Below are 15,192 nucleotides of genomic sequence, written 5' to 3'. Positions count from 1 at the left end.
TGTGGTCATGACAGGCCTTCAGCCAGCGGGCCGAGCGCGAGGGCCGGGAGGAAGGTGAGAGCGACCAGGACGACGGTCACGCCGACGACCATGCCGACGAACAGCGGTTGGTGGGTGGGCAGCGTGCCCTCGGACTCCGGTGCCGGGCGCTGTCTGGCCAGGGAGCCGGCCAGCGCGAGCACCAGGATCAGCGGCAGGAAGCGCCCGAGCAGCATGGCCAGCCCGGTGGCGATGTCCCACCACGGGGTGTTCACGGTGATGCCGCCGAACGCGGAACCGTTGTTGTTGGCGGCACTGGTGAACGCGTAGAGCACCTCGGAGAGCCCGTGCGGGCCGGTGTTCAGCGCCGTGCCGTTGTTGCCGGTCGCGAACGCCGCGGCGGTGCCGCCCAGCACCAGCGCCGGGGTGACCAGGAAGTAGAGCGACGCCAGCTTGATCTCCCGGGCGCCGATCTTCTTGCCCAGGTACTCCGGCGTCCGGCCGACCATCAGCCCGGCCACGAACACCGTGATCATCGCCAGGATGAGCAGGCCGTACAGCCCGGAGCCGGTGCCACCGGGCGCGACCTCGCCGAGCATCATGTTGACCATCGGCATCATCCCGCCGAGCGACGTGTACGAGTCGTGGAACGAGTCGACCGCGCCGGTCGAGGTGAGCGTGGTCGCCGCGGCGAACGTCGCCGAGTTCGGGACGCCGAACCGGGTCTCCTTGCCCTCCATCGCCGCGCCGACCGCTTGCGGGACCGTGCCCGCGCCGTGCAGCTCCAGCCCGACGGTCAGGGCGATCGAGCCGATCGCGAGGACGGCCATCACCGCGGCGATGGCGTACCCCTGACGGTTTTGATTGATCATCCGACCGAAGACCCGGGGCAGGCTGAACGGGATCAGGAAGATCAGGAAGATCTCCAGCCAGTTGGTCCAGGCGCTCGGGTTCTCGAACGGGTGGGCGGAGTTGACGTTGTAGAAGCCGCCGCCGTTGGTGCCGAGTTCCTTGATCGCCTCCTGGGAGGCGACCGGCCCGCCGGTGATGTGCTGCGTGGCGCCGGTCAGCGTGGTGACGTCGGTGCCGCCGGAGAGGTTCTGCACCATCCCGCCGACCATGAAGATCAGCGTGGCGAGCAGGCAGATCGGCAACAGGATCCGCACGGTGATCCGGGTCAGGTCGACCCAGAAGTTGCCGAGGGTCGCACTCTTGCTCGCCGCTTGGTTCGCGGCGAATCCGCGGATCAGGGCGACGGCGACCGCTATGCCGACGGCGGCCGAGACGAAGTTCTGCACCGCCAGGCCGGCCATCTGCACCAGGTGGCCCAGGGTGGACTCACCCGAATAGGCCTGCCAGTTGGTGTTGGTCACGAAGCTGACCGCGGTGTTCCAGGCGATGTGCGTGGTGACCGGGTCCATGCCCAGCGCCAGCCACAGCTTGTCCTGGAACCGCAGCAGGCCGTAGAGGAACAGGATCGAGACCGCGGAGAACGCGAGCACCGACCGGGCGTAGACACCCCAGGTCTGCTCGACCGCAGGGTCGACACCCACCGCCCGGTAGACACCGCGCTCCAAGACGTTGCTTTTCTGGTACGTCACGACGCGGAACATGTAGTCGCCGAACGGGCGGTAGACCACGACCAGCGCGACCACCAGCGAGACGACGAAGAGCCAGCCGGCCATCAGAACTTCTCCGGGAACAGCAGGGCGACCACCAGGAAGGCGGCCAGCACGACGGCGAGGATCAGACCGATCAGGTTGACGGCGCTCATCAGCGTTCGACCGCCCGAATCAGCACGGTCAGTGCCGCGAACAGCACCACCGTGAGCACGACGAAGCCGAGATCAGCCACGAGAAACTCCAGAGACGAGGGGGTTGTTTTGCCTTCGTCCGGAAGTGAATCGCCTCCCGCCGCCGGTAGCCCCGGTTGTTGACGCGACTGCTACAAGCCTGTGGGGCTTCTTGACGCTTTGTTAACGCGTAGACTTCGCGGTATGACTACCGGGTCGGCTTCACGCCACGCACGGATGGGTGACCCGGTGCTCCTCTGAGCGCCGTGCGGGCCGGTCAAGGCTCGCGTGCCCCGCCTCCGTCGTGTTGATCACAGGATTGACGTGTCAACGACGACCGGAGGAATTCATGCACACTTCGACGCTGCACATCCCCACCGCGGACGGCCGCGCTGACGCGTTCGCCGCGGTCCCGGACGGTGACCGGCAGTATCCGGGCGTACTGATGTATCCGGACGGTTTCGGCATCCGGCCGGTGCTGCGCGAGATGGCCTGCGAGCTGGCCGGGCACGGCTACTACGTGCTGGTGCCCAACATCTTCTACCGGCACGGTCCGACCCCGGTGATCGAGCTGCCCGCGTACATCGGAGCGGACGCCCGGCCCGCGGTCTTCGCCCAGCTGATGCCCATGATCGAGGCGCACACCGCCGAGCGTGCGGTCCGCGACGCCGACGCCTACCTGCGCTTCCTCGTCGGCCGGCCCGAGGTCGGCGGTGACGCCGTCGCGGTGTCCGGGTACTGCATCGGCGGCCTGCTCGCAGTGCGCACCGCCGCGGCCCACCCGGGCCGGGTGGCGGCCGTCGCCGCATTCCACGGGCCGGTCGCCGCCGCCGGGCCCGACCTGCTCGCCGCGATCACCGCCGAGGTCTACTTCGGCCATGCCGCGAGCGACCTGACACCCGAGGCCCTGGACGGGCTCAACCGGACCTTGGACGCCGCCCGTCTCGACTATCTCTCCGAGATCTACCCCGGCACGACGCACGGTTTCACCATGGCCGACACCGACGCCTTCGATCCGGCCGCACGACAGGGCCACTGGGATCGGCTTCTCGCCCTGCTGGACCGCACCCTAGGGTCGTGAGAGTGGTGATGAGCGAGCGGGACGTCGTGGGCGTGATCGAGTCGGACCCGGCGGCGATGAGCGTACTCCGGGCTGCGGCCGGCCTCGGGCTGCCGGACTGGTGGATCGGCGCCGGCTTCGTCCGCAACCGGGTCTGGGACGCGATCAGCGATCAGCCGGTCCTGCCGGAGCGTGACGTGGACGTCGCCTACTTCGACCCGCAGAAGCCGGACCCGGGCGAGGACACTCGCGCCGAAGCCCGCGCGATGGCGATCCTGCCCGGGGTGCCCTGGGAGATCCGCAATCAGGCCCGGATGCACGTCCGCAACGGCGACGAGCCGTACACGTCCACCCTGGACGCGATCTCCCGCTGGCCGGAGACGGCGACGTGCATCGCGGTGACGCTGCGAGGCGACTCGGTGCACCTGGTGGCCTGCCACGGGATAGGCGATCTCGTGGGGATGGTGGTCCGCCCATCACCGACGTTCGGCAACTCGGTGGGCCGGGCGACGGTGCGGGCCCGGGTGGAGGCCAAGGGCTGGCTCACCCGATGGCCCGGCCTACGGCTGGAGTTCTAGCGCCCGGGCGGCGTCGTGGCCGCGTCATCCGACCTGGGCCGGGGAGTGGGTGGTGGCCGCGCGGCGGGTGTGCAGCCGGCAGGACAGCACCGCGAGCAGCGGCCAGCACGACTGCGCGCCGGCGGCCACGCGTTCGGCCAGCCCGACCCGGTCGCCGGTCCCGAGGGTCACGGTGAACCACACGACCAGCCCGAGGAGCACCAGCGCCGCGGCGATCGACACCGTGGGCCGCAGCGCCATCGGGCCGGGGTCGCGCCGTCGCCAGGCGAATGCCGGCCATGTCGCCAGGGCGCCGAACGCGGCACCCGCCACCACGGTGTGCGCCGCCGACGTGCCCACGACCGGCAGCGGGAACGCCGCCACCAGCATCGTCGCCACCCCGCCGAGGGCGAGCACGATCCGCCCCGCGACGGCGGCCGGGGTCAGGCCCAGCGCGGTCACCACGTGACAGACCCCGACGCAGAGCAGCGCCACGGTCATCAGCCACCGGTCGGTGGCGCCCCGGGCCGCGAGGGCACTGATCGTGTCCACCGCGCTGTCGAACCCGGCGGGTTGCCGCCGCGCCGCGAGCGTCCAGCCGCCGATCAGGGCGACCGGCGCCACCGCCGACGACACCAGCGCATACGTTTTCACGAGCCCCAGTGTGCCCGGTCGTGCAGCATCGCCTTGCGGTCAGATCCGGCCGAGCACGCGAGCCGCCAGGTGTGGATTGTGGTACCGGGCGTAGTTTGTCCCCGCGCCACCGACCAGCCGCCCTGCGAGTTCGCGCGCCGCGTCGCGCAGCGGTGCCCGACGGCCGAGGGTGCCGACGAGCTCACGGGCCAGCGCGGTCCAGCTTCCTCGTACCCAGAGTTGGTCGGCGCCTGCAGCGACATAGTCCGACGGAGTGACATCAAGGCCGTCGTTGTCGAAGGCGTTGCCTGCGGCCTCGAGGACCGTCCGGGAGACTACGACGAACCCGGAGAGTGTCCCGCCAGGGGTACGAGGCTTCTGCAGGACCAAAGTCTCCATGGTGCTCATCGACAACGTGGAGAAGCGGCTGTTCCCGAGGGTTTTGGGCAGGCAGCTCAACGCCCAGTATGTCCGCTCGGTGCCCAGCGGGTCGCCGACCGCCGCGGTCAGGTAGAGCCGGTTGGCTGCCACCACCTGCTCGAAGTACGGACTATCGGTCAGCTCATCGAAGCGGGCGCGCTGCTTCGCCGCCACATCAGTGTCAGTCGTCGGCAGCATGGTTGCGGTCATCGGCATCCTCGGTCTCAGCAGGGTTCCAGCCCGTCGGTCACGTATGCGCTGGAGCAGGTCCGCGAAACCATCGGCACTGATCGCCGCTGAGTGAGTTCTTCCGCCGGTAGGGGCTGGCCGCAGCCCGATCAGGCGTCCGAGTCCGGCCCGGGGATGACCATGAAGTCGGTGGCAAGGCGGTGATCTGGCCGTCGGCGGCGCCCCCGACCAAGGTGGGAAAGGCGGGTCGCCCCCAGCCGGAGTCCAGGCGGTCGAAGTCCCAGCCCGCCAGCGCCGCACGGCCACCAGGTCAGCCAGCGTGCCAACGCCCGCGTCGACGGGGCAACCGAAGAATCCGTCCGCGTCAAACGCGTCAGGGTCCTGGTCTTCGCTCAGAGCGAGGTACCACCAGGCCGTCAGCTGCTCGCTGATGACGAGCTGTAACGCGATGGTGCGGATGTCGGCAAACTATTCACCGCTTCTGCACCAAGCCGACCTGCAGAAACTCGAAGTTAGAAAGCAAGCTAGTGCACGGGTCCGCACGGTCCTGCTCCTCGTACCCAAATTGATCATTGCCGACAGCGACCTGGTCGTTCAGATGGCGGTCTCGCCCGCTTGTCGTGATTCCTGCGGTTCGGCTGCCCAACTTGCCAGTAATGGCAGTACTCGGGCCGTGGGGGAGTCGGGTTCGACGGTGTAGACGACCAGGCGTTGTTCCGGATCGTGTGGCCCGACCACCGACTCGATGCCGAACGTGAGCGGGCCGGCGGTCGGGTGGGCCAGGTGCTTGGTCACCGAGGTGCGGAAGGTGACCCGCTGGTCGTCCCACCACTGGGCGACATCGGGATCGCTGCGGCGCAGCTCCTCCACCAGGTCGGTGAGGCGACGGTCGTCGGGGTGCCGGCCCACCTCGTAGCGCAGCGCCCCGACGGCGGGTGCCGCGAAGTCGGCCCAGTTCACTATCCGGACCCGTGCGTCGGGATCCAGGAACAGCCAGCGTGCGAACGACGCCCCCGGCTCCAGCGCGGGTCCCAGCACCGCACGCAACAACCCGTTGCCGGCCAGCACCTGCGATCGGCGCCCCAGCAGCAACACCGGGACGTGGCCGAGCGCACCCATCAGGCGCAGCATCCCCGGATCAGGCCGTTGCGCGGTCTCCGGCCCGGCCCAGCGCCGGTGCGAGGTCGGTGCGGCCAGATCCCGCAGGTGCTGGCGTTCGACCTCGTCGAGTTGCAGCGCCCGGGACAACGCCTGCACCACCTGGTCGGTGACGGTGGGCTGGCGGCCCTGCTCCAGGCGGCTGTAGTGGTCCGGGCTCAACCCGGCGAGCACGGCGAGCTCCTCCTTGCGCAGACCCGGCACCCGCCGGGGGCCCGGGAAGGCCGTGATGCCGGCCTGGGCAGGGGTCAGGCGGTCGCGCCGGGAGCGCAGGAAAGCCCCGAGGGCAGCACGGTCAGCGGGCACCCACCCAGAGTAGAAGCAGACCCGCGCCCGAACCTGGTCGCGTGGTGACCAGGCAGGACGCGCCCTGGTCCGTGCTGCGTCCTTGGGGTGAAGTGATGACCATGACCTCCACGGACACTCGCACCATTCTGATCACCGGCTCCACCAGCGGCATCGGTGCCGCCACCGCCCGGACCCTTGCCGCGCAGGGATGGCGCGTCGTCGTCTCCGGCCGGGACTCGACCCGCGGCGCGGCCGTCGTCGCCGACATCAAAACCTCCGGCGGACACGCCGTGTTCGTCCCCGCCGACCTGACCGGCCCACCCGAGGCGCTGCGGGACTTCGCCCGCGCCGCCGTCGAGGCCGCGGGCGGGCGACTGGACGCGGTGGTCCACAACGCCGCCCTGTGCCCGGCCGTCGACACGGTGAGCCTCACCGATGCCGACCTGGAGGCCACGCTCGCGGTGAACGTCCGCGCGCCTCACGTGCTGACCGCCGCGCTGGCTCCGGCGATGGCCGAACGTGGCCACGGCGCGATCGTGGTCATCGGTTCGTGGATGGCGCACGTCGGACACGCCTTTGTCGGGCTGTACTCCGCGACCAAGGCGGCGGAGATCCAGCTGGCCCGCAGCTGGGCCGCGGAGTTCGGTCCCCGCGGGGTGCGGGTCAACACCGTCTCCCCGGGGGCGACCCGGACCCCGATCAACGCCTCCGACGGCGACGTCATCGCGCACATGACCGCCGGCATCCCGGCCGGCCGCCCCGGCACCCCCGAGGAGATCGCCGCCGCGGTGGCCTGGCTGCTCTCCGACCACGCCGGCTACCTCCACGGCGCCGAGATCGCCGTCGACGGCGGCATCACCACAGCCCGCTCCGCTTGAGCCCAGCGATCCGCGCCCCGCTCACGGGCGGGTAGATCGGTCACTCGCTTCGTTCGCCTTCTTGGCGAGTGACTGCTGATAGAGGTCGGCGTAGGTGGGGGAGTCCTTGATCAGGTCGTCGGTGAAGGCGGCCACGTCCGGGCCGATCAGGTCGAGGACTCCGGTGCCGGCCGCGGCGCCCTCCTCGAAGAAGTCGAGGATTCCGGCGAACAGGCGGCCGTCGGACAGGTCGACTGGTCCGACTTTGAACAGGTACTTCTGCATCTCCTGGTAGACGATCCGGTAGTCCGGCGGGAGCGCCTTGATCCGGGCCACGTGAGCGCGCCACTGCTTCTTGCCCTCGAGGATGTCGTGAATGCCCATCTCAGCCTCCCAGCCTGCTCAGTTTCCTGGCGACGGTGCGGTTCAACTGCTCGCGCCACTTGTCGCGGTAGGTGCGGGCGCCCTCGCCGCCGGCCAGCGCCGCGCAGAAGCCCGGGATGTCGTCGCCGAGCACCTCGTCGACGCGCTGCCCGTCGGCTGACGCCTCTTCGAGCAGGCCGAGGGCAGCGTCGAGGATGGGCATCTGGTTGCGGCCGCTGAAGCTTCCGTACGCAAAGGTGTTGCTCTTGATCTGTGCCCACGCGGCCTGAAAGTCGGCCGGCAGCGCCGCGGCCCGGGTCTCGTAGGCCTTTGCTTGCCTGGTCAGGTCGCTGCCGGTGATGGTCTCCCAGAAGCTCATCTGCCCTCCTTCAACTTGTCGATGCGTGCCGAGACGTATGACCATTTCGCCCAGAACGTCGCGAGCTCGGCGCGCCCTGCGTCGTTGAGCGCGTAGAACTTGCGCGGCGGGCCCACCCCGGACGGTCTCTTGGTCACCTGGACGAGCCCGTTGCGCTCCAGTCGCACCAGGATGGTGTAGACCGTGCCCTCGATGACGTCGGTGAAGCCGAGCTCGTTCAGCCGGCGGGTGATCGCGTAACCGTAGGTCTCCTCGCCGCCGATGATCTCCAGCACGCAGCCTTCAAGGGTGCCCTTCAACATCTCGGTCAGGTCTTCCATCACGGCCCTCCTGGTACTGCGTAGCACCGAGTACCGCTAGAACGTACCACCGAGTACCGCTAATCGGTAGTACCGAGTAGCGGCAGGGTGAACCAGAAGCGGCTGCCGCCGCCGGGGTGTGGCTCGACGCCGATCCGGCCGCCGTGCCGTTCCACGATGCGACGGCAGATGGCGAGTCCCAGTCCGGTGCCCTGGTAGCCGCCGCTGTTGGCGGACCGGTGGAAGGCGTCGAAGACCTTCGGCCGGTCGGCCTCCGGAATGCCGATGCCGTGGTCTGCGACCTCGACGCGTACGCCGCCGGGTGTCACCTGCGCGGAGATCTCCACCTGTGCGGCAGTACCGGGCCGCCGGTATTTGAGCGCGTTCCCGATCAGGTTGTCGATCACGTGCTGCAGGAGATCGGGGTCGGCGTGCACGTCCGGAAGCGAACCGGGCGCCGTCACCCGTGATCCGTCGTCGGTGGTGAGGCGTTCCGCCGTCACTTCCGCGACCAGGTCGCCCAGCGGCACGACACGTACCCGTAGTGCCGACTGGTCGGCTCGGGCGTGCGCGAGCAGGTTCTCCACCAGGCGGTTCATGCGCCGAACGGCGCGTTCCATCACGTCGAGGTCCCGATGCGCCCGTGCGCCCAGCTGCGATCCGTCGTCCTCGCGCAGCTGCTGCAGGTGCGCGGCGATGACGGTCAGCGGTGACCCGAGGTCGTGGCCGGCCATGGTGAGCAAGCCTCGTAGCTCGGTCTCGCGGCACCGCGCCGACTGCTCGGGGTCCGGCCGGCGGCGGACGGTCTTGGCGAGCAGCCTCGGTGCGGGTCGGGTGCGGGCACTCATGGTGGCCCCTTTCGGTTCGGCGGGGCGGATGGCCCGACGCGATGACCTCACCGTGCTGCGCCCGGGTGGGTGGGCGCATGAGACCCGGGTCCCGGCCGACCCGGGCAGGTTGCCCGGCCGAATCGGGCGCGAAGTCTGCACTTCCGGGACATATCGGCGCTCAGACTGAGGTCATGCGACAACGGCTATTGATCGGCACGCTGGTTCTGGCCTCGGCTGCCGCGCTCGCGGTCAGTACGGTCATGAACTTCAGCGTGTTCACCGACATGCAGGGCACCCCGTGGGAGTTCACGTTCTGGTGGGGGCCCGAAGACGGTTCGACGAGCCCGCGCACGATGACAGCCGACTATCTGATCATCGGGGCGGTGCCGGTGCTGGGCTGGAGCGCGGCCGGCTGTGCACTGGCCAGGCTGCCTTCCGGTGCCGTGCTGGGCTGGTGGTTCGTCGCCTACGGCCTGGTGCTGTCATGCATCGAGCTCGTCAACGCGATCTACAGGATGCGGGTGAGCACGACCGACGGCGCCGCGGTGAATGCCGCGTTCCTCGCGCTTTCCTTGATGCTGTCCGGTCTGGTGATGCTGGTCGTGCCGACCGTGGTGCTCGTGCTGTCGTATCCCGATGGGCGCCCGCCCGCGCGCTGGTGGCGGTGGCCGGTCGGGGTGGTCGTCGCGACTGTCGCGGTGCAATACCTGTCCGTGTACGTCCCCGGCGAACTGTCGCTCCCGCTCACGTTGGTGCCGGCGGCCGCGACGCTGGTGATCGCGGTACTCGTCTGCCGGCGGCACGCGCTGTATCCGCAGCGTCAGCAGTGGGTCTGGTTTGCGGGCTGCGCCCTGCTGGCGTTCACGTGCCGTTACCTTCTGACCACCGGCAGCGGGTTCTTGGGAAACACTCCCATCCTGCTGCGGGCTCTGACGGATCCGATACTGATCATTCCGATCGGCTTGGCGGCCAGTGTGCTGCGCCACCGATTGCGGGGGATCCCGGCGGTGCTGCGCCGTGCACTCGTCTACGCCGGGCTCACCGCCCTGTTCTACAACGTCTACATCCCCATCGCCTGGGGTGCCGGTTTGTCGCTGGACCACCACCCGTTGTTCCTGGTCGTGGTGGTGGCCGTCGTGGTGGGACTCGCCCGGGCGCGTGACCGGCTGCGGCGGGCCTTCACCCGGTTCGTCTACGGCGCCCGCCGCAATCCGCTGCACGCGGTGGCCGAGCTGAGCGACAGCCTCGCCGAGAACCGCCTGGATCTGGTGCCGGCCGCCGTCGCGACCGTGGCGGCCGCGGTCGGCGCCGACGGGGCGGTGATCGTCACGCCGGACGGGAAGGTGCTGGCGCGTACCGGGCAGGAGCCGGACCGCTACCTCGCGCTGTCGTTGCGGTTCGGTGGAGTGGAGATCGGCGAGCTGAGAGTGGCCGACCCGCCGGGCGGTGAGCTCTACTCCGAGGTCGAGGTCCGGTTGCTGACCGCGCTGGCGACCCAGCTCGCCGTCGTCGTCTCCGCCGCTGAGCTGACCGAATCGCTCGAGGCGGAACGGAACCGGGTCGTCACCGCGACCCGCGACGAACGGGACCGGCTGCGCCGGGACCTGCACGACGGGCTGGGACCATCCCTGGCCGGGATGAGCCTGGGACTGCAGGCCCTCGCCAGTCAGATCGGCGACCCGGACACACCGGCCGGCACGCTCGTGCAGCGACTGCAGTCCGGGACCGACACCGCGGTGCGCGACATCCGCCGCATCATCGACGGCCTTCGGCCCACCGTCCTGGACACCGCCGACCTGGCCCAGGCCGTCGAACGCCATGCCACGAGCCTCGGCCCGGAACTGCCGGTGGACGTGACCGCAGCGAGCCTGCCCACGCTCGCACCCGACATCGAAGTGGCGGCGTACCGCATCATCACCGAGGCGCTCACCAACACCGCCCGGCACGCTCACGCCCGGCACGCCCACGTCAAGATCACCGCGGATGAGGCACTGCACATCGTGGTCAGCGACGACGGCCACGGTATTCCCGCGAGCGTCGGCACCACCGGGGTGGGGCTCTCGTCGATGCACCGTCGCGCCGAAGCGCTGGGCGGGGCGCTCGCGGTCGACTCCACCGACGGCGGAACCACCGTCACCGCGACCCTGCCCTTGTCGTCATCACGCTGTTCCTGAGGAGATCACATGCCAGAGATCGCCCCGGTGCGGGTCCTCGTCGCGGACGACCACCCGATGTTCCGGTTCGGGTTGACCGCCGCCATCGGCACCGCACCGGAGATCGACCTGATCGGCGAGGCGTCGTCCGGCGCGGAGCTGGTCGAGATGGTCGACCGGATCACACCCGACGTCGTGATCACCGACCTCTCGATGCCCGGCACCGACGGGGTCAGCGCCACCCGGCAGATCAAGGCCCGGCATCCCGAGGTGGCGGTGCTCATCCTCACGATGCACGAGGACGACGAAGCCCTCTTCGGCGCCATTCGTGCGGGAGCGCGCGGGTACCTGCTCAAGGGCGCCGACCGCGCGGACATCGTCCGTGCGGTGCTCACCGTCGCCCGCGGCGACGCCGTGTACGGCACCAACGTGGCCCAGCGGATCATGGACTTCTTCACCGGCGCGCACCAGGACCACGTCACCACGGTCTTCCCGCAGCTCACCAACCGGGAACGCGAAATCCTGGAACTCGTCGCCGCCGGCCACCACAACCACGAGATCGCCCGCCGTCTCGTGCTGTCCGAGAAGACCATCCGCAACCACGTCGCGTCGGTGCTCACCAAACTTCAGGTCAGCGACCGGGCGGCCGCCGTGGCCAAGGCCCGCGACGCCGGACTGGGACATGCCCGCTGAGCCGTTCACCGCCGCCGTCCCGGCTCAACCCGACCGCCACCGGGCCGGCGTCATGCCGTGCTCGGCGCGGAAGCGCTTGATGAAATAGCTGACGTCGGGATAGCCGACCCGGCGGCTGACCGCCGCCACCGTCAGATCAGTCTCGGACAGCAGGGCGCGGGCCTCCTGGTGCCGGCGCTGGGTGATCCACTGATGGACGGTGCGGCCGGTCCGGCGGCGGACCACCGTGGTCAGGTGGTTCGCGGTCAACGCCACCTCGGCGGCGACGGCGGCCAGTGAGATGCCCTCGTGATAGCGCTGCTCGATGACGTCGAACACCGCGGCGAGCAGTGGCTCGTCCGACGAGCGGAGCTGGTCGGCGACGTCGGCCGACAGCCGGGCCAGGCCGACCAGCAGCAGCGTGAGGTGGGCGGTCAACGCCTCCCGGTGGCCGTCACGGCGGGTGCGCAGCTCGAGGTCGAGGTCCGCGAAGCGCGCCATCCACGCGGCGCGGTCGCCGGGCGGGATCCGCAGCCGCTGCGCCCGGTCGGCGCCCCGGGCGAACGGGAACAGCAGCGGATGCGAGCGCCAGGACGCGTACGCGCCGGAGCGCACCATGTCGGCCGGGAACCACACCACCCAGCCGTCCTCGGCGACCTGATCCGTCGCGGTCACGTCGACGACCTGGCCAGGGGCGAACACGAACAGGTCCCCGTCGCTGATCGACCACCGGCGACCGTCGACAACCACGGTCGCGGCGGCGCGGTGCGCGTAGTACAGCAGCAGGAAGTCGTGCGCGTGCGCGCCGGTGCTCGCCTGCGGGACCGCGCCGGGCAGCCGGGCCGACCCGATCGGCAGCACCTCGGGCGACCGGCCGAATCCGTAGACCGGCACCCCGTCCCCGGTCCGCCCCACCGGAACCGAGAATCGTCGCATCATGTCCACGAAATCGCCGCTGCGCGCGTCTGTGCCGGGCATGAGGCTGAGAATACGACCGAGCATCGTGTCGGATCTTAGGAGACGAGACATGACTGAGCAGGCGTATCTGCCCGCCATGGGCCTGCGGTGGCTGCTGCCCCTCTACGACCCGTTCTGCCGGCTCGCCGGCGTCCGCCGGGTGCACCGGCAACTGCTGGAACGCGCCGATCCGCAGCCCGGCCAGCGGGTGCTGGAGATCGGCTGCGGCACCGGAACGCTGCTGACCACCCTCGTACAGGAAAGGTCCGGTCTTGAGGTGATCGGCATCGATCCGGACCTCGGGTCGCTGCGGCGGGCCCGGCGCAAGGCCGCCAGAGGCGGACTTCCCATTCGGTACGAACACGCCTACGCCGGCCGCCTGCCGTTACCTGACGCGAGCGTCGACCGGGTGCTGTCCTCGCTGATGCTGCACCACCTGGACGCCGGGGAACACGCCCGTACGTTGCGCGAAGTCCGGCGAGTGCTGCGCCCCGGCGGCGAACTGCACGTCCTCGACGTGGTCGGTGAGCACGCGCCCCGGCCGTCCGGGCTCGCCGCGACCGACCCGGATCACGTGCTGGCCGCCATGTTCGACGCCGGGCTGACCCGTCCGGCCGAGAACGGCCGTGGCCGGGCCCGGTTCGGTCGCGTCGTCTTCTACCGGGCCACGAACTGACCCGGTCACCCGGTGATGCATGCTGGACGGGCGCGACGACGAATGAGGTGTGCGAGATGGCTACAGAGAAGGCGATTCTGGCCGGCGGCTGTTTCTGGGGGATGCAGGACCTGATCCGCCGGCGTCCCGGGGTGGTGTCGACCCGGGTCGGTTACACCGGCGGGGCGGTGGCGAACGCCACGTACCGCAACCACGAGGGGCATGCGGAGGCCATCGAGATCACGTTCGATCCGGTGGTCACGTCGTACCGTGAGATCTTGGAATTTTTCTTCCAGATCCACGACCCGAGCACCGTGAACCGGCAGGGCAACGACATCGGCACCAGTTACCGGTCGGCGATCTTCTTCGAGAGCGACGAGCAGAAGAGCGTCGCCGAGGACACCATCGCCGACGTGGACGCGTCGGGGCTGTGGCCGGGCAAGGTGGTCACCGAGGTGACCGCGGCCGGCGCATTCTGGGAGGCCGAGCCGGAGCACCAGGACTACCTGGAGCGCATCCCGAACGGCTACACCTGCCACTTCCCCCGCCCGGACTGGAAGCTGCCGCGCCGCTCCCAGTAGGGCGCCGATCGGCTGTCACCATGGGGCGGATCGGCTGTCACCATTGGACAGTGGACGAGCGAACCGGAACCCTGACCACCCCCGACGGGCGCGTGCTGGCCTGGCTGGACGGTGGTGACCCGGCCGGATATCCGGTCATCGGCCTGCACGGCACCCCGGGGTGCCGCTTCAGCCGCTGGCCGGACGACGCGCTCTACGCCGCGGCCGGCGTCCGGTATGTCACCACCGACCGGGCCGGCTACGGCCGTTCCACCCGCCGTCGTGGCCGGTCGGTGGCGGACGAGGCCACGGACGTGCTGGCCGTCGCGGACGCGCTGGGTTTCGAGCGGTTCGCGATCGTCGGTGGTTCCGGCGGCGGCCCGCACGCCTTGGCCTGTGCCGCGCTGCTCGGCGGCCGGGTCGAGCGGGTCGCCTGCCAGTCCTCCCTGGCGCCGCTTGCGGAGCCGGCCCGGTTTGCGAAGCCAGCCCGGTTTGCGGAGCCAGCCCGGTTTGCGGAGCCAGCCCGGTTTGCGGAGACGGTCCGGTTTGCGGAGACGGTCCGGTTTGCGGGAACGGCTCGGCTTGCGGGAACGGCGCAGAGCGGTGGGCGCGGTCTTGCCCGCGCCGAGTGGCTGGCCGGCATGGAGCCGGAGATCGCCGACGAGCTCACCTGGGCCGAGGCCGGCGAGGCCGTGCTGACCCGCGAGCTGGAGCAGGCCCAGCAGCTGATGGCCAAGCGCATCGCCGAGGACCCCGGCGCGCTGATGGGTGACGGCGCACCCGCCGCTGACGTCGAGTACCTGCTCCGTCCGGAAGTGATCACCTCGTTCCGCCGGATCATCGCCGAGCAGGCCCGCCACGGCGTGGGCGGTTCCGTCGACGACACCCTTGCTTTTGTCCGCGCGTGGGGTTTTGATCTCGCGGACATCACCGTCCCGGTGCTGCTCACCTACGGTGACGCCGACACATCGTGCCCGGTCGGGCACGGCCGGTTCCTGGCCGCCCGGATCCCCGGCGCGACCGTCGTGGAGACCGCCGGCGGCGGCCACCTGCCCGGCGACCCGCACGAGGAGATCACGGCGACGCACCGCTGGCTGCGCACCGGCTCACTCTGACCCAATGCCGCTCAGCTCAAGTTGATCCTGATGGGGCGTTGGCGGCTGGAACCGTCTGGCCTGCGGGGGCATCCCGGTCCGGGCGGTGGCGCGGGTGACCGGATGCCGGCGAATACCCGGCCGTGCGCTCGCGGCCGGGATATAACCGACCCCGGCCGGGGCGAACACGGCGTCTGCGCGGGGAACGTCGAGCACGACGATCGCCGGCTGGTCGCCCCCGATCACTTTGCGGGTGGCGGGGCGCACATGCCCGCTCGCGATGTACCTGTCGCTGCC

The 15,192-nt window shown here is 70.2% G+C and carries 19 protein-coding genes; 8 read left to right on the top strand and 11 right to left on the bottom strand.

Annotated elements, in window-relative coordinates:
- Positions 1–5: 5 nt before the first annotated feature.
- Both kdpA and kdpF read right to left on the bottom strand, forming a co-directional pair.
- Positions 6–1,664 (bottom strand): potassium-transporting ATPase subunit KdpA, encoded by a 1,659-nt coding sequence (gene kdpA, locus Apa02nite_RS17390; protein WP_203825897.1) that lies wholly within the window; start codon positions 1,662–1,664, stop codon positions 6–8.
- On the bottom strand, positions 1,664–1,753 hold the full coding sequence (kdpF, locus tag Apa02nite_RS17385) for a K(+)-transporting ATPase subunit F (RefSeq protein ID WP_203825896.1): 90 nt from the start codon (positions 1,751–1,753) through the stop codon (positions 1,664–1,666). The genes kdpA and kdpF overlap by 1 nt, the downstream gene beginning before the upstream one ends.
- Before the next feature lie 367 nt (positions 1,754–2,120).
- On the opposite strand from kdpF, the gene Apa02nite_RS17380 reads away from it, so the two are divergent.
- Positions 2,121–2,852 (top strand): dienelactone hydrolase family protein, encoded by a 732-nt coding sequence (locus Apa02nite_RS17380; protein ID WP_203825895.1) that lies wholly within the window; start codon positions 2,121–2,123, stop codon positions 2,850–2,852.
- Entirely contained in the window at positions 2,849–3,409 is a 561-nt protein-coding gene (locus tag Apa02nite_RS17375) for a nucleotidyltransferase family protein (RefSeq protein ID WP_239164369.1), read from the top strand. Before Apa02nite_RS17380 ends, Apa02nite_RS17375 begins: the two co-directional genes overlap by 4 nt.
- A gap of 24 nt (positions 3,410–3,433) precedes the next feature.
- Here Apa02nite_RS17375 and Apa02nite_RS17370 read toward each other — a convergent pair whose 3' ends face one another.
- From Apa02nite_RS17370 to Apa02nite_RS17360, 3 genes are all read right to left on the bottom strand, one after another.
- Positions 3,434–4,042, bottom strand: coding sequence for a DUF998 domain-containing protein (locus Apa02nite_RS17370; RefSeq protein ID WP_203825894.1), 609 nt, complete (start codon positions 4,040–4,042; stop codon positions 3,434–3,436).
- A gap of 39 nt (positions 4,043–4,081) precedes the next feature.
- A complete protein-coding gene (locus tag Apa02nite_RS52600) occupies positions 4,082–5,080 on the bottom strand; it encodes a DUF4241 domain-containing protein (protein WP_507762490.1) in 999 nt (332 codons plus the stop codon).
- Positions 5,081–5,224: 144 nt separating this feature from the next.
- On the bottom strand, positions 5,225–6,094 hold the full coding sequence (locus Apa02nite_RS17360) for a helix-turn-helix transcriptional regulator (RefSeq protein WP_203825893.1): 870 nt from the start codon (positions 6,092–6,094) through the stop codon (positions 5,225–5,227).
- Between the two features lie 101 nt (positions 6,095–6,195).
- Here Apa02nite_RS17360 and Apa02nite_RS17355 point away from each other — a divergent pair, with 101 nt between their 5' ends.
- Entirely contained in the window at positions 6,196–6,954 is a 759-nt protein-coding gene (locus Apa02nite_RS17355; RefSeq protein WP_203825892.1) for an SDR family NAD(P)-dependent oxidoreductase, read from the top strand.
- Between the two features lie 21 nt (positions 6,955–6,975).
- Here Apa02nite_RS17355 and Apa02nite_RS17350 read toward each other — a convergent pair whose 3' ends face one another.
- From Apa02nite_RS17350 to Apa02nite_RS17335, 4 genes are read right to left on the bottom strand one after another with little or no spacing between them, the layout of a single operon-like run.
- Entirely contained in the window at positions 6,976–7,317 is a 342-nt protein-coding gene (locus Apa02nite_RS17350) for a DUF1048 domain-containing protein (protein WP_203825891.1), read from the bottom strand.
- A gap of 1 nt (position 7,318) precedes the next feature.
- Positions 7,319–7,675, bottom strand: a complete 357-nt coding sequence (locus Apa02nite_RS17345) for a DUF1048 domain-containing protein (protein ID WP_203825890.1) — start codon at positions 7,673–7,675, stop codon at positions 7,319–7,321.
- Entirely contained in the window at positions 7,672–7,995 is a 324-nt protein-coding gene (locus Apa02nite_RS17340) for a PadR family transcriptional regulator (protein WP_203825889.1), read from the bottom strand. The genes Apa02nite_RS17345 and Apa02nite_RS17340 overlap by 4 nt, the downstream gene beginning before the upstream one ends.
- 59 nt (positions 7,996–8,054) lie before the next feature.
- On the bottom strand, positions 8,055–8,822 hold the full coding sequence (locus Apa02nite_RS17335) for a sensor histidine kinase (protein ID WP_203825888.1): 768 nt from the start codon (positions 8,820–8,822) through the stop codon (positions 8,055–8,057).
- A 173-nt stretch (positions 8,823–8,995) separates the two neighbouring features.
- On the opposite strand from Apa02nite_RS17335, the gene Apa02nite_RS17330 reads away from it, so the two are divergent.
- Together Apa02nite_RS17330 and Apa02nite_RS17325 are read left to right on the top strand one after the other, a co-directional pair.
- The gene (locus tag Apa02nite_RS17330) at positions 8,996–10,978 is read left to right on the top strand and encodes a GAF domain-containing sensor histidine kinase (RefSeq protein WP_203825887.1); all 1,983 of its coding nucleotides are present in this window, start codon (positions 8,996–8,998) and stop codon (positions 10,976–10,978) included.
- Between the two features lie 9 nt (positions 10,979–10,987).
- A complete protein-coding gene (locus Apa02nite_RS17325) occupies positions 10,988–11,650 on the top strand; it encodes a response regulator transcription factor (RefSeq protein WP_203825886.1) in 663 nt (220 codons plus the stop codon).
- A 24-nt stretch (positions 11,651–11,674) separates the two neighbouring features.
- On the opposite strand, the gene Apa02nite_RS17320 is transcribed toward Apa02nite_RS17325, so the two are convergent.
- The gene (locus tag Apa02nite_RS17320) at positions 11,675–12,523 is read right to left on the bottom strand and encodes a helix-turn-helix transcriptional regulator (protein WP_203825953.1); all 849 of its coding nucleotides are present in this window, start codon (positions 12,521–12,523) and stop codon (positions 11,675–11,677) included.
- 133 nt (positions 12,524–12,656) lie between these two features.
- On the opposite strand from Apa02nite_RS17320, the gene Apa02nite_RS17315 reads away from it, so the two are divergent.
- The 3 genes from Apa02nite_RS17315 to Apa02nite_RS17305 are packed head-to-tail and all read left to right on the top strand — an operon-like array spanning position 12,657 to position 14,916.
- Positions 12,657–13,262 carry a class I SAM-dependent methyltransferase gene (locus tag Apa02nite_RS17315; RefSeq protein ID WP_203825885.1) on the top strand — a complete coding sequence of 202 codons (606 nt, stop codon included), beginning with the start codon at positions 12,657–12,659 and terminating at the stop codon, positions 13,260–13,262.
- Between the two features lie 56 nt (positions 13,263–13,318).
- The gene (gene msrA / locus Apa02nite_RS17310; RefSeq protein WP_203825884.1) at positions 13,319–13,822 is read left to right on the top strand and encodes a peptide-methionine (S)-S-oxide reductase MsrA; all 504 of its coding nucleotides are present in this window, start codon (positions 13,319–13,321) and stop codon (positions 13,820–13,822) included.
- 50 nt (positions 13,823–13,872) lie between these two features.
- Positions 13,873–14,916, top strand: a complete 1,044-nt coding sequence (locus Apa02nite_RS17305) for an alpha/beta hydrolase (protein ID WP_203825883.1) — start codon at positions 13,873–13,875, stop codon at positions 14,914–14,916.
- Here the strand turns inward: Apa02nite_RS17305 and Apa02nite_RS17300 are convergent.
- Positions 14,908–15,192 (bottom strand): hypothetical protein (locus Apa02nite_RS17300; RefSeq protein ID WP_203825882.1); only part of this gene is annotated, 285 nt, incomplete at its 5' end. The two genes, Apa02nite_RS17305 and Apa02nite_RS17300, sit on opposite strands and share 9 nt — an antisense overlap.

Source organism: Actinoplanes palleronii (assembly GCF_016862315.1).
Lineage (GTDB): Bacteria > Actinomycetota > Actinomycetes > Mycobacteriales > Micromonosporaceae > Actinoplanes > Actinoplanes palleronii.
Note: the sequence above shows the minus strand (reverse complement) of the source record. Positions and strands in the feature narration are given on the sequence as shown.

Coding starts and splice junctions, on each gene's coding strand:
- Apa02nite_RS17315 (WP_203825885.1), top strand. CDS start 12,657: ATGACTGAGCAGGCGTATCTGCCCGCCATGGGCCTGCGGTGGCTGCTG.
- msrA (WP_203825884.1), top strand. CDS start 13,319: ATGGCTACAGAGAAGGCGATTCTGGCCGGCGGCTGTTTCTGGGGGATG.
- Apa02nite_RS17355 (WP_203825892.1), top strand. CDS start 6,196: ATGACCTCCACGGACACTCGCACCATTCTGATCACCGGCTCCACCAGC.
- kdpA (WP_203825897.1), bottom strand. CDS start 1,664: ATGGCCGGCTGGCTCTTCGTCGTCTCGCTGGTGGTCGCGCTGGTCGTG.
- Apa02nite_RS17340 (WP_203825889.1), bottom strand. CDS start 7,995: ATGGAAGACCTGACCGAGATGTTGAAGGGCACCCTTGAAGGCTGCGTG.
- kdpF (WP_203825896.1), bottom strand. CDS start 1,753: ATGAGCGCCGTCAACCTGATCGGTCTGATCCTCGCCGTCGTGCTGGCC.
- Apa02nite_RS17345 (WP_203825890.1), bottom strand. CDS start 7,675: ATGAGCTTCTGGGAGACCATCACCGGCAGCGACCTGACCAGGCAAGCA.
- Apa02nite_RS17325 (WP_203825886.1), top strand. CDS start 10,988: ATGCCAGAGATCGCCCCGGTGCGGGTCCTCGTCGCGGACGACCACCCG.
- Apa02nite_RS17380 (WP_203825895.1), top strand. CDS start 2,121: ATGCACACTTCGACGCTGCACATCCCCACCGCGGACGGCCGCGCTGAC.
- Apa02nite_RS17350 (WP_203825891.1), bottom strand. CDS start 7,317: ATGGGCATTCACGACATCCTCGAGGGCAAGAAGCAGTGGCGCGCTCAC.
- Apa02nite_RS17335 (WP_203825888.1), bottom strand. CDS start 8,822: ATGAGTGCCCGCACCCGACCCGCACCGAGGCTGCTCGCCAAGACCGTC.
- Apa02nite_RS17330 (WP_203825887.1), top strand. CDS start 8,996: ATGCGACAACGGCTATTGATCGGCACGCTGGTTCTGGCCTCGGCTGCC.